Annotated in this window: 11 protein-coding genes; 6 read left to right on the top strand and 5 right to left on the bottom strand. The window is 59.8% G+C overall.

All coding sequences use genetic code 11. From position 1 onward, the window contains the following. Positions 1 to 258 precede the first annotated feature (258 nt). Both AC3ITY_RS21890 and AC3ITY_RS21885 read left to right on the top strand, forming a co-directional pair. Positions 259 to 1,011 carry an SDR family oxidoreductase gene (locus AC3ITY_RS21890; protein WP_489304894.1) on the top strand — a complete coding sequence of 251 codons (753 nt, stop codon included), beginning with the start codon at positions 259 to 261 and terminating at the stop codon, positions 1,009 to 1,011. A gap of 44 nt (positions 1,012 to 1,055) precedes the next feature. Further along, positions 1,056 to 1,469: a cupin domain-containing protein gene (locus AC3ITY_RS21885; RefSeq protein ID WP_489304892.1), complete on the top strand. Its 414-nt coding sequence runs from the start codon at positions 1,056 to 1,058 to the stop codon at positions 1,467 to 1,469. A 64-nt stretch (positions 1,470 to 1,533) separates the two neighbouring features. Here AC3ITY_RS21885 and AC3ITY_RS21880 read toward each other — a convergent pair whose 3' ends face one another. The 4 genes from AC3ITY_RS21880 to AC3ITY_RS21865 all read right to left on the bottom strand — a co-directional run bounded on the left by AC3ITY_RS21880 (position 1,534) and on the right by AC3ITY_RS21865 (position 5,345). Beyond that, positions 1,534 to 1,857 (bottom strand): hypothetical protein, encoded by a 324-nt coding sequence (locus tag AC3ITY_RS21880; RefSeq protein WP_489304891.1) that lies wholly within the window; start codon positions 1,855 to 1,857, stop codon positions 1,534 to 1,536. 248 nt (positions 1,858 to 2,105) lie between these two features. Then, entirely contained in the window at positions 2,106 to 2,798 is a 693-nt protein-coding gene (locus AC3ITY_RS21875) for an RES family NAD+ phosphorylase (RefSeq protein WP_489304889.1), read from the bottom strand. Next, a complete protein-coding gene (locus AC3ITY_RS21870) occupies positions 2,792 to 3,196 on the bottom strand; it encodes an antitoxin Xre-like helix-turn-helix domain-containing protein (protein ID WP_489304888.1) in 405 nt (134 codons plus the stop codon). Before AC3ITY_RS21870 ends, AC3ITY_RS21875 begins: the two co-directional genes overlap by 7 nt. Positions 3,197 to 3,734: 538 nt before the next feature. Further along, entirely contained in the window at positions 3,735 to 5,345 is a 1,611-nt protein-coding gene (locus tag AC3ITY_RS21865) for an ArnT family glycosyltransferase (RefSeq protein WP_489304887.1), read from the bottom strand. Positions 5,346 to 5,895: 550 nt separating this feature from the next. Between AC3ITY_RS21865 and AC3ITY_RS21860 the strand changes: the two genes are divergently transcribed. Continuing rightward, a complete protein-coding gene (locus tag AC3ITY_RS21860; protein WP_489304886.1) occupies positions 5,896 to 8,859 on the top strand; it encodes a multicopper oxidase domain-containing protein in 2,964 nt (987 codons plus the stop codon). A gap of 67 nt (positions 8,860 to 8,926) precedes the next feature. Here the strand turns inward: AC3ITY_RS21860 and AC3ITY_RS21855 are convergent, their stop codons facing one another. Beyond that, positions 8,927 to 9,199, bottom strand: coding sequence for a hypothetical protein (locus AC3ITY_RS21855; RefSeq protein WP_154862424.1), 273 nt, complete (start codon positions 9,197 to 9,199; stop codon positions 8,927 to 8,929). Between the two features lie 440 nt (positions 9,200 to 9,639). Between AC3ITY_RS21855 and AC3ITY_RS21850 the strand changes: the two genes are divergently transcribed. The 3 genes from AC3ITY_RS21850 (at position 9,640) to AC3ITY_RS21840 (ending at position 12,623) form a co-directional block, all read left to right on the top strand. Next, positions 9,640 to 10,998: an MATE family efflux transporter gene (locus tag AC3ITY_RS21850; protein WP_489304884.1), complete on the top strand. Its 1,359-nt coding sequence runs from the start codon at positions 9,640 to 9,642 to the stop codon at positions 10,996 to 10,998. Between the two features lie 232 nt (positions 10,999 to 11,230). Next, a complete protein-coding gene (locus AC3ITY_RS21845) occupies positions 11,231 to 11,902 on the top strand; it encodes a phosphoribosyltransferase (RefSeq protein WP_489304882.1) in 672 nt (223 codons plus the stop codon). 136 nt (positions 11,903 to 12,038) lie between these two features. Continuing rightward, positions 12,039 to 12,623, top strand: a complete 585-nt coding sequence (locus tag AC3ITY_RS21840) for a YceI family protein (protein WP_489304881.1) — start codon at positions 12,039 to 12,041, stop codon at positions 12,621 to 12,623. Positions 12,624 to 12,691 lie beyond the last annotated feature (68 nt).

Genomic DNA, 12,691 nt, shown 5'->3' with positions numbered 1-12,691 from the left:
TCGAGCATCCCCTGGCGAAGCGCCCTCAACTCTGTGTCCCAGGCGGCTGGCGGTTGGTAACTGAGGCAGATGATACGGCAGCTCGACACCCGCTGCACCGTCTGCGGCAAGGACGGCTGGACGAACAACATCGGCTTTGGACATAAATCCAAGCACTCGCCAAGGCAAACCCAAGCCCGGCGCAAGGACTTGCCTCACGCGTGCAGGCAATCTCTCTACACCGACGCAATGGTTGCAGTCGACAAGTGGAGAAAAGTCATGAAGATCGTCGTCATCGGAGGCTCCGGCCTCATCGGATCGAAACTTGTGAACACCCTGCGCGAGCGCGGCCATGACGCGCTTGCCGCCAGCCCCAGCTCGGGCGTGAACAGCATTACCCGCGAAGGCCTGGCCGAAGCGATGGATGGTGCTGATGTGGTGGTCGACGTGGCGAACGCGCCATCGTGGGAGGACCAGGCCGTTCTCGATTTCTTTGAAACGTCGAGCCGTAACCTGCTGGCCGCCGAAGCCGCTGCCGGGGTAGGCCATCACGTTGCCCTGTCGATTGTCGGCAGCGAACGGCTTCCCGATACCGGTTATTTCCGGGCCAAGGTCGCGCAGGAGGCCCTTATCAAGGCGTCCAGCGTTCCCTACACCATTGTGCGTGCCACGCAGTTCTCCGAGTTTGCCGGCGGCATTGTCCAGTCGTTCGCCGTTGGCGAGGAAATTCATGCTTCGCCGGCGCTGATCCAGCCGATAGCGTCCGACGACGTGGTGGCGGCGTTGGCCGATGTCGTACTGGCTGCACCGCTCAATGGCACCGTTGAAGTCGGCGGCCCGGAAACCATGCCGATCGACGAACTGGCCAGGCGCTATCTGCGGGCGACCCAGGACAACCGCAAGGTCGTGCCGGACGTGCATGCGCGCTACTTCGGCGCCGTGCTCAACGATCAATCGCTGGTCACCGGCAAGAACGCACGCCTGGGGGCGATCCGCTTCGACGACTGGCTGGCCCGGTCGACGGCGCAGTAACGGATCGCACCCGCACATTTCCCTACGAATCCAGGAGAAATCCCATGGTTACCCGATTGCTAATGGCCGCTGTCTTTGCAGCGCTCTCGATCAGCGCCGCATCGGCCGCCGAGCCGCCCCACGGCAAGGTGACGGTGGTGTTCGACCGTCCCGTCCCCAACATCCCTGGCAAGAGCATGAGGGGCGTGGTCGTCGAGTATGGGCCGGGTGCTGCGTCGCCGGCCCACACCCATCCGAAAACGGCCTTCATCTATGCAACGGTGCTGGAGGGCGCGTTTCGCATCCAGGTCAAAGGCCAGCCGGAAAAGATCTACAAGGTCGGCGAAAACTTCGTAGAAGAGCCGGGTTCCGTGCACCTGGTCAGCGCCAACGCCAGCGACACCCAACCTGCACGCCTGTTGGCGGTGTTCGTCCTCGACACCGACGAAAAGGTACTCGTAACACCGATCAAACAGTGAGCCACGAAAAAGCCCGGCTGTTGAGGCCGGGCTTTTTGTTGAGTCCTGCGGTCAAGCACTGCATTCAGACAGCGCGGCTTTCGATCAGACGATCCGAACCGCCTTCGGCAACGCGGTTTTGCAGCAGCTTGTCGGAGCCGCCTTCAGCGACGCGATTTTGCAGGAGCTTGTCGGAACCGCCTTCGGCAACACGTTGTTCCAGTAGGCGATCCGAGCCACCTTCAGCCACACGATTCTCGATCAGGCGATCGGAACCACCTTCGGCCACACGGCTTTCAATCAGACGATCCGAGCCGTCTTCAGCGACCTCAGGTTGAGCAGAGGTGGCGGCAAAAGCGTTAACTGCGAAAACCGAGAAAGCGATGCTGAGGAGGATCTGGCGTTTCATGATGGTGTGCTCCGGGGTGCTTATGGGTTGGTATGGAGCAGATGTTACGCCAGGGATTTTTTAAGAGAACTTCATTGAATCAATGGTGACTATCGACGCAGTCAATGGATCGAATACGGCCTGTATAAGCACCTCTTTTTGTGGCGAGGGAGCTTGCTCCCGCTGGACTGCGTAGCAGTCCTCCATTTGGGGCCGCTACGAGACCCAGCGGGAGCAAGCTCCCTCGCCACAGAGTTATCGCAAGGCAATCAGGCTTCGCTGATCTGGCTCACGCTGGTGATCTGCCCATTCCAGACCATCTCGTAATGCGCCGTCTGCACAATCGACGAAACCGACCTCGGCGTCATCAGCGCCCAGCAACAACTGCCCGGCATCCGTACCGAGTGATAACGCAAACCGGGACAACCGGCGTCCCGCACCGCGCGCCCCAGAACACGGGAATGGCTGTAGTCGTCCGGCGCATACACCGGATCGCTCATCGGCAGGGCGGTGGCGTCTTTCAACCCGGCATCGCCAAATGCACAAGCCAACCCACGAAACACAAAGCGCTCATAGTTCAGGCTCGGCACCTTCGACCAATACAGAGCCTGGTGATGCCGCACTTCGGCCAGCGCCGCTTCCATCGAATCCGCCAAGTACAACACGCCAAAACTGCCGTCACCGAAGCGCGAACCCGCCGGATTAACGTGGGTAAAGGGCGCGATGGCGTAGGAGCAACCCGGAATACCGAACGGAATCTCGCTGCGCGCAATCAACTCCAGCTGCCCCAGCTCATTCTTCAACCGCGGATTGGTCAACGCCTGAATCTCGAACAACAGCTCGAACTCATCCGCATCCGCCACATCGTCAAACAACGCAATCGGCGGAAACTTCGAATTGACCAGGCGATAAGCCTGCAACGACTGACCGGCAAACACCGCCAGCTCACTCGCCATCACCATTGCGCACCCCGCAGCATGTCGATGCGGCGGAAGGTTTCATACAGCGAAATCATGTCGCCCTGGGCCATGATCTTCAGCGGCGAACGCCCGTTGAAAAACTCGTTGTCATTGGCCATCGAGGCAAAGCCATAGACGTTATCCGGGTTGTCGAACACCAACCGCAACGTCGCGTGAATGTTCAGCACAAAACTGATGCGCTGCATCTGGTCCGCATCCAGCGCCACCGCCCAATCCGGGTCCCGCTGCCGGGCGCGGGTGTAGGTGCTGCGGGAAATACGCAGGATGCGACAGGCCTGGTCGCTGGTGGCTTGCCACTTTTCCAGAATGCTCACGGCGGCGCGCAGGCCGGTGACGCATTGGTTTTTGCTGAAGGATTGGGCTTGGGCGGGGACGGCCATGGTTGTGTGCTCGTTTTGAATCTGTAGATTCAAATTTAGATATATTGAGTCTGTAGAGCAATGTTAGTGCGACGGGTGGGCCTAGCGTGCCAATTCAATAGGGCTGCGATCTTGCTGAGGCTATGTGATGCAGGTCGGGAAAGACATCCAGGTAAACCAAGCGGGCAGACCGGGGGCACAACTGTAGATTTTTCGGCAAAGAAGTGAGTTCAGGCAAGCCGATGACGGTAGTCAGCGAAGGTATCAGCGGACGGCGAGGTCTGTTTGGCGACCAAAGCTTGACTGAATGTATTGCAGCATCGCCTCAAAAGCTGACGCGTCTGGTGCATCATGTTTGCCGACGGCGGTTCTTCACATTTCTTTTCATATAGAAAATCGTTTAGAAAGCCCTAAATTGTTGGGTGCTAGGCAATTTTTAGAGGTTCTTAACAGGGCTACCTTCGTATTTTTTTGCACGATTTTCTGGAATGTCTTCAGGGGTAAAAGTGCCAGTCGCCAGCGAATACAAATCGGGCACCTATCAGGCGCCCGCATTCAATTACTCCGCAGCTTGCGCCTGCAAAACGCCGCCCGCCGCTTGCCCAGCCACCGGGTTACCCGCCGTTTTCCCATTGGGAATAAACGCCGCACTGCCATATTCATGCGCATGAAACAGCCGTGCGCCGTTGTTGGGCTTGGTGGTGATCAACTGATGGTCGGCCGTCAGATAATTCAGCGGCAATTGCTGGATGTCCTTGTACTGCTCCACGATGATCGTGCGCTCGGGATTCCAGGCCTCACCACTTTTCTTTTCCAGCCACGCCATCAGTGCAGCGCTGTCGCCGGCTTGTGGAATGTCCGAATCCGGGAGCACGTAGTAGAACGATGCGCCGTGATTTTGCAGGTACATCGGCAGCTTGTTGTCGATGTCCACCAGCACCATGCGCCATTCGTTCCATGGCGCCGTCTTGATGGCTTCGGCGCGCACATCCTGGGTGAATTGCATGACGCCGCCCGCGCCGCCGTTGGTCCAGGGGTAGACAACGCCCAGCACCAAAAACAGGAACCCGGCCGCTCCGGCAATGCCTCTGGTCCAACCAGCCCCGCTGACTTTAACGGCCGCCTTACGCGCAGCCATGCGCCGGGTGACCCACCAGGCCGCCAGCAATTGCGCGAACGGCACCAGCGGCAATACGTAATAGCTGCGCCGGCTGCCACTGGCGGTGAAGAACAGGAACAGCAACCCCAGGCCCCAGATCAGCCAGCGAACGTTGGGTTCGGTATGCTTCCAGCCGCGCACGGCCACCCACAGGCCGAGCATCCAGCAGGGTGCCCAGGGCAGGGTGTAGACCGGCAGATACAGCAGATAGGTATAGATCGGGCCGATGTTGTCGAACGGCTTGAAAAACCGAACCACGTTTTCCTGAAACACCAGGCCCAGCCCACTCGGCCCATAAGTCGGGGTGCCATAGCGGTGCGACAACATGAACGGCAGCATGTAGACCACGCCACCCACCAGCATCGCCAGAAACAGACGTGGATTGAGATGGTTTTTCCAGCGTCCTTCGCCAAGCAGATGCGGCAACAGCATCAGCCCCGGCAGGATGATCCCGATCAAGCCCTTGAACAGCGAGGTCAGTGCCAGCATCAGGAAAAACACGCTGTACCGGCTCAGCCGCGTGTCGTCCGGGCCGCGCCAATACCACCAGACCGCGGCCAACACACCGCAAACCGTCAGCACGTCCGCCGTGGCGACCCGCGCCCAGAACACGAAAAAGAACGTCGTCGCCAGAAACCAGCCGGCAATCAGGCCGGTGCCTTTGCTATAGAGCCGCTCCCCGATCAGGTAGACCAGCCAGACACTCAGCCAGGCCGCCAAAACCGAGGGCAGGCGCAGTGACCAGTGCCCGAGGCCACCCATCAAATGGGCAGTGGCCGTAATCAACCAATAGGAAGGCAGCGGCTTGTCGTAATAGGGCATGCCCTTGAGGTAAGGGTCGAAATAATCGCCGCTTTGCAGCATCTGCAACGCGATGTTCGCCCAGCGCGTTTCCGCCCCCCAAAGCTCCCTGGCGCCCAACCCGAACAGCAATAGAAACGCGGATACACCAAGCAGAAGGATCAGCGCACCCCGGTCACTTTTCAGAAACCTGACTAACGAATTGTTCATCACTGTTTCGCACGTTGCGCTCGCCGTGGCGATGCCGGAGTAGCAAGGCTATCCGGCGAAATGTGATGGGATTGTCAGTAGATTGCGAATAAAGCGTTGGTTCTGATTGAGGCGAGGTTGCTCCACCAGGTGATCTAAGGCCGTGATGTACACGATGAAAAATTGTTCATGTAAATCACGGCTGCATCATTGATGAAACGTACGCTCCAGCGCATCCAGGCGCGTGGCAACCGGCGACAAGCGGCCATCGATACATTCAGAAAGTGGCCACTTCTCTTAACCCAGACACCCCGCACAATTGCACCCGGTATTGGGGGATATTCCCCGTCATCGGGGGCTTTCATCCTGGCTGCTCATACGCCTGCTTGAAGCCAGCAGACAAGGGGGGCGTGGCGTAGAGCCATTAGACACCTCCTGTCACTTTCGGCGGGAAATATGCATCGTTCCCATCCCGGGTCGAAATCAAACATTTCGCCAGCCCGGCCAGGAGCTGTGGCTCGTTGCCCATGTATTGCCACGCGCTCCGAGGAACCCGTCAGAGGTGTTTGCGATGAAACTGGATGCCGGAAGACCGAAACCTAGTCCATTGTTCAAAACCAGGCTGGCGTTGAGTATCTCTGCTGCCGTGATCATGTTGGGGCTGGGCTTGTCCCAGACCCAGGCAGTCCCCCTCGACAACACCGATCCACCGCCTCCTACCGATCCATCGACGTTCACCAACCCGCCCGCCGACCCCGATGCCGCATCGCGGGACTTGCAAAAGCTGCCTCCCGCAAACGTCGGCGCCTTCGACTTACCCAATGGTGTGACCGGTAACCGCCAGACCCCCTTGGTCGACAATGTGCTACCACCCGATCTGCAAACCAGCTTCAATATCCCCACTAACGGTAATCCCAGCCCGGTGTTCGGGGCTCAACCGTTCACCCAGAAGCTTGAACTGTTCGAGGAATTCGGCTCGAACAAACTGGATGCGACCGACCCGCCATCACCTGTTCCGTTTCCGGTTCCGACGGTGGGCCCCGCACCGGCGCAAGATCCATTGAACGTGGCGCGTAGCGGCCCGTCGCCGGATGCGCTGGATGCCTTTCTCAGGCAGCCAGCCTTGACGCCCTTCCCGACAGAGTTCTCCAATGTGCTGGACCGCAACCCCTGGAAGGCGCAGATCGAGCTTTTCCTCAATCGCCGAGTCGATTCGCCCGCAGAAGGCCGGCCACCAGGAAAAGGCTGGTCGCACCAGCGTTTCAATGAGTTTTTCCCGCGCGACGCCTTCAAGACGGTGCAAGCAGGCGCGCACGTCAACAGCGGCTTGCGTGATCGTATGCAACGGCATAACTACGCCGTGGGAGAATTTGCGCCCGGCGGGCTCTATCACAACACCAGCGGCGACCCGGCCAACGAGGGCACCACCAAGGGCATTCAAGTGCAGTTTCACCCCAACTTCCCTGTCCAGGACCATAATGCGGTGTGGACATTCGACGGCACCTTTCCGCCCAAACTGCTTCTAGTACGCTATGGCCAAGCGATGCTGATGCGTCATTACGATGCCTTGCCCATTGACCCATCGGCCAACCGGGGCTTTGGCCTGCACACCCTCACCACCCATGAACATAACGGCCACTCGCCCGCCGAAAGCGACGGCTTTACCAACGCGTTCTTCTTCCCCGGCCAGTACTACGACTATCGCTGGCCGATCCAGTTGGCCGGTTACGACACCATCAATACCAGCGCTGAGGATCCGCGTGCGGCATTCCCCTGCGACCCCGGTGAAATCCTGTTCGTCAACGACGCCAGCCCCGGCTTCAAGACCTGCAACAACGGCACCATCAAGATCCGTGGCGACTGGCGCGAAACCATGAGCACCCACTGGTTCCACGACCACATGCTCGATTTCACCGCGCAGAATGTCTACAAGGGCAATGCGACGATGATGAACTACTACAGCGCCGTGGACCGTGGCAACGAGACGGTCGACGACGGGGTCAACCTGCGCGTGGCCAGCGGTTCGGCGCTGGGGTGGGGTAACCGCGACTATGACGTCAACTTGACGATCGCCGACAAGGCCTGGGACCAGGCCGGCCAGTTGTGGTTCAACCCCTTCAACACCGACGGTTTTCTCGGTGACCAGGTGCTGACCAACTGGGAGTACAAACCCTTCCTGGACGTACGTGCCCGCCGCTACCGTTTCCGCATTCTCGACGGATCGGTTTCTCGCTACTTCAAGCTGGCGGTGGTGCGTCAGGTCAATGGTAATGGTGGTGAGTTTCCTGGCCCGAACAACTCCGGGATTTCCTATAACCGGGTGCCGTTCCACATGATTGCCAACGACGGCAATATCATGGAGCACGCGGTGCCGTTCGATGGCAGCCTGGACCTCGATGGCGACGGCGACACACAGGACAACAATGCCATTCTGCCGATGCTGGGCGTTGCCGAACGCTATGACATCGTCGTCGACTTCGCGAAAAACGGCATCAACCCGGGCGACAGGATTTTCTTCGTCAACATTGAGGAGCATGAAGACGGCAAGCGTCCAAAACGTGACATTCCATTGGCGGATGTACTCTCCGAGAAGTACCTGCCCGTTGTCAGGCAAACCAGCAACGGGCCACAGTGGGTCAACGGTGACCCGGGCGTGGGCCTGTTCCTGCAACTCAACGTCCAGCCATACACCGGCCAGGATGTCAGCATGAATCCGGTCGACTTCGAGCCCGCCAAGCCTGGCAAGCCCGAGGGCAGGTTCATGATCCCCTTGCCCTTGCATCGTGATGACCCCCGGCTTGCCCAGGCGCGGCACCGCACCTTTATCTTTGGCCGCTCCAACGGCACAGATTTTACGCCCTGGACGATCAAGACCGATGGCGGCAGAGGCTTCCCCATGGACCCGCGGCGGATTTCAGCCGCGCCACAACTGGCCACTGGCCCGACACCGGCAGGGTTCAAGGGTGAAGGCACGCTGGAAATCTGGAAGATCCAGAACGGCGGCAATGGCTGGACTCACCCGGTGCATGTGCACTTCGAGGAAGGGGTCATTCTCACTCGAGGTGGCAAACCGCCGCCAGAATGGGAAAAAGGCGCGCGCAAGGATATCTACCGTGTAGGCCGCGATTCCGACAGCCTCGACGATGTCGAAATGGCCATACACATCCGTGAGTTTGCCGGTACCTACATGGAGCACTGCCACAACACACAGCATGAGGACACCTCGATGCTGCTGCGCTGGGACTCTGAGCACCCGGGCCAGTTCCAATTGATGCCCACACCCTTGCCTAGCTGGGACGGCGTGAAGTTCGTGGCCTCGGTTGCGTTACCGACATTCCGTACGGGAGATGGCGTCGGGCCACAGGCCGGGGTCAACAATGACCCGGAAGGTAGCAGTGGCAGTGGCAGTGGCAGTGGTGGCAGTGGCGGCAGCAGTAGCAGTAGCGGCAGTGGCGGTGGTGGCAGCAGTAGCGGCAGCGGCAGCAGTGGCAGCAGTGGCAGCGGAGGCAAAGGCAAAGGCAAAGGCAAAGGCTAGCGTCGTCTATCAAGCCACTTTTCTCGTCGGACAAAAAAACGGGCGCCTCTTATGCGCCCGTTTTCATTTACTCCGCCACCTGCGCCCGCAGTCGCCGTCCAATCACATCCATCAAATCACAACCATCGCGCAACGGAATGACCAGCAGCTTGGAAAAGTCCTCCAGCACCACGGTGTCGCAACCGAGTTCGGATCGGTAGGCGATGTTTTCCAGCACCTGGGTGACAGTGCGAATGCGGTAATCCGCCATGGCTTGCAGGACGTCGAGTGGCGCTTGGGTGTCGATGAGCAGGGAGGCCGGAACCAGGTCGATTCCGGTGAGGGGCATGTATCTTTCCATAGATGAAACTCCGATCAGTGCAAAGGTTGACTGTCCCTCACTCGTCGCCAAACGAATGGGTGACAGCTGTACGCAGGTTGGCGAACCGGGATCGGAAAACCGGCAGACCCGAAGGTCTCCCGCGCACAGCTGCCATAAAGACAGCTTTGCGTAGGTGCAACAGCATCTGCAAAAAAGCACAGAGCTTTTGCATCCGATCAAACAGGTCGCCAAACCTGGCCGCCATTTGGGCGACGGGGCGGACTATAAACTTCATCAAGGCGGTGGGCAAGGTGAGGGCTTCTGAGGTTGTCGTAGGATCGCCACTGATGAAACTTCAGACCTTTCACCTCACGTCGCTGGAAATATAAACACAGACCTGAGATGTTCAGCGCCCCTTGGTTTCAGCCACCAACGCTATCCTTACTCATCGCTCACGCCGTCGAGATGGACCTTCCCGAATGCAAACCCCAAACCCCCAACGTCCCCTCTGGAAAACCTACCTGCTGTTCCTCGCCCCCATGGTCCTGTCGAACTTCCTGCAATCCATGTCCGGCACGGTCAACAGCATCTACATCGGCCAGATGCTCGGCACTCAAGCCCTGGCGGCGGTGTCGGGGATGTTCCCCATCGTGTTTTTCTTCATCGCCCTGGTCATCGGTCTAGGGGCTGGCGCGGGAGTGTTGATCGGGCAGGCGTGGGGCGCGCGGGAGACGCATCTGGTGAAGGCAATCGCCGGGGCGACGTTGTTGTTGGGGGTGTTGATCGGGTTGGTGGCGGCGGTGGTGGGGAGTGTGTTTGCGCGGTCGGCGTTGGTGGGGTTGGGGACGCCGGCGGATGTGCTGGACGATGCGGTGGCGTATGCCCATGTGATGTTGTGGATCATGCCGTCGCTGTTGGTGTTTGTGCTGTTCACGCAGTTGTTGCGCGGGGTAAGCGATACGTTGTCGCCGTTGCTGGCGCTGGTGGTGTCGACCTGTGTCGGGCTGGCGCTGACGCCAGCGTTGATTCGCGGGTGGTTGGGTTTTGCGCCGATGGGGATTCAGAGTGCGGCGTTTGCCGGGTTGGTGGGTAACCTGGTGGCGATGGGGTTGTTGGCGTGGCGGTTGATTGGCAAGGGCCATCCGCTGGCACCGGACCGCGAGTTCTTTGCGGCGATGAAGCTGGACTTGGCGATCCTCGGCAAGGTGCTGCGCATCGGTTTGCCCACCGGGTTGCAGATGGTGGTGTTGTCGCTGTCGGAGCTGGTGATTCTGGCGCTGGTGAACCAGCACGGTTCCCAGGCGACGGCGGCGTATGGCGCGGTGACGCAGATCGTCAATTACGTGCAGTTCCCGGCGCTGTCGATTGCGATTACCGCGTCGATCCTCGGGGCGCAGGCGATTGGGGCGGGGCGCATTGAGCGAATCGGGCCGATCTTGAAGACCGGGCTGATGATCAACCTGTGTTTGACCGGTGGTCTGGTGGTTCTCGGGTACTTGTTGTCGAGCTGGTTGCTGGCGTCGTTCCTCACCGAAGAAGCGACGCAGACCATGGCTCAGCACCTGTTGCACATCATGCTCTGGAGCCTGTTGGTGTTTGGCTTCCAGGCGATCATCGGCGGCATCATGCGCGCCAGCGGCACGGTGATGGTGCCGGTTGCGATTTCCATTGTCTGCGTGGTGGGCGTGCAGTTGCCGGCGGCGTATCTGCTGGATGCGAAGTTCGGGCTGCAAGGGGTGTGGATGGCGTTTCCGGTGGCGTATCTGGGGATGCTGGTGCTGCAGACGCTGTATTACAAACTGGTGTGGCAGCATCAGAAGATTGAGCGGTTGGTGTAGGCGGGGTAAAGGGGCGGATAATGCTATGGACCAAGTTTGTGGCGAGCGAGCTTGCTCGCGCTTGAGTGCGTAGCACTCACAAAATTCGGTAATCGTTATCGGTTTTTTGGGGCTGCTGCGCCCGAACGCGGTCCGGCCCAGCGGGAGCAAGCTCCCTCGCCACAAAAGCCCCTGCCACAAAAGGCAGGTTTGGCTGAAGTTCGCAGGCGCGATCGCCTGGGGAGGTTTTCACATGAGCCCCTTGTCCCATTCCATCCTGCAAGACCGGCCAGCGGCCGGACGGCGTTTGGTAGAGCCGCTGCTGCCTTACGCTAATCGCTCCGATGTCATCGTTCTGGCCTTGCCTCGTGGCGGCGTGCCGGTGGCTTATGAAGTGGCCACGGCGCTGAAGGTTCGCCTGGACCTGATGCTGGTGCGCAAGCTCGGCGTGCCGTCCCACCCTGAGTACGCCATGGGTGCGATTGCCAGCGGTGGCATCCAGATTCGTAATGAACAGGCACTGCGGGTGCACCCGATTGATCGCGCCGCGTTCGACGCCGTGGTCGAACGGGAAACCCGCGAGCTGCTGCGCCGCGAGAAGGTCTACCGCGGCACGCGGCCGGCGGTGCAGCTCAAGGATCAGGTGGTGATCCTGATCGACGACGGCCTGGCCACCGGCGCTTCGATGAGGGCGGCGATCCAGGCGCTGCGGGCGCAGGCGCCATCGCGCATCGTGGTGGCGGTGCCGGTGGCGCCGATCGAAACGGTGGAGGCGCTGCGCAGCGAGGTGGATGAGTTGATCTGCCCACTGCTGCCCGAGTGGTTCACTTCGATTGGCCATTGGTACATGGACTTTTCCCAGACCTCGGATGCCGAGGTGATCGACCTGTTGCGGCGGGCCTGGCAACGCGGGGAGTGCGGGTAGCGCGGACGGCCATCGGCAGGTGGTCGCAAATCAACGCGCGAAGTGGAATAAACGCCGGTTGTTTGCTTTAGTCATCTGATGCCACCCCTCGTGTGCGGCACGCCAACTCAAGACGGGAGCCCTCCCGGAGAGTGTCATGAACCTTCGATCCGCGCGTTGCGTCGCTCTGGCCGGAACGTTGGTGTTCGGCCCGGTGCAGTTCAGCCTGGCGCCGTTCGCTGAAGCCGTGGAATACAAGAAAGTGAACGCCAAGGCCAGCACCTTGAGTTTCACCTATCAGCAGATGGGTTCGCGAAGCTACGGCACCTTCGGCAAGTTCGAGGCCAATCTCGACTTCGACACCGATAACCCTGGCGCGGCCCACGCCACGCTGACCATCGACCTGAACAGCATCGACGCCGGCAGCAGCGACGCCAACACCGAGTTGCAAAAACCGGCGTGGTTCGATACGGCGACTTATCCGGTGGCGACCTTCGAGTCGACGTCCATCAAAGCCCTCGGCAATAACCGCTACACCATCACCGGCAAGCTTTCCCTGCGGGGGCTCACTCGGGAAGTGAGTGTGCCGGTGCTGCTGAAATCGGAGAGCTCCATTGGCATCTTCGATGGTGAACTGGTCCTCAAGCGTGACGACTTCAAGATAGGCGAGGGCGAGTGGGCGGACAGCGTGGTGTCCAACGAGATCAATATCCGCTTTCGGATGGTGGCGCCGCAAAGGTGACCGTCAGCGCAAATGCCAGGCGCTTTGCGGATAGAACCGATAGTCAGTAAACCCCACCTCGGCACCAC

The sequence above is a fragment of the Pseudomonas sp. GL_091 genome, assembly GCF_057837725.1.
The sequence above is the reverse complement of the archived record's forward strand: the minus strand, read 5'-3'. Positions and strand labels throughout refer to the sequence as shown.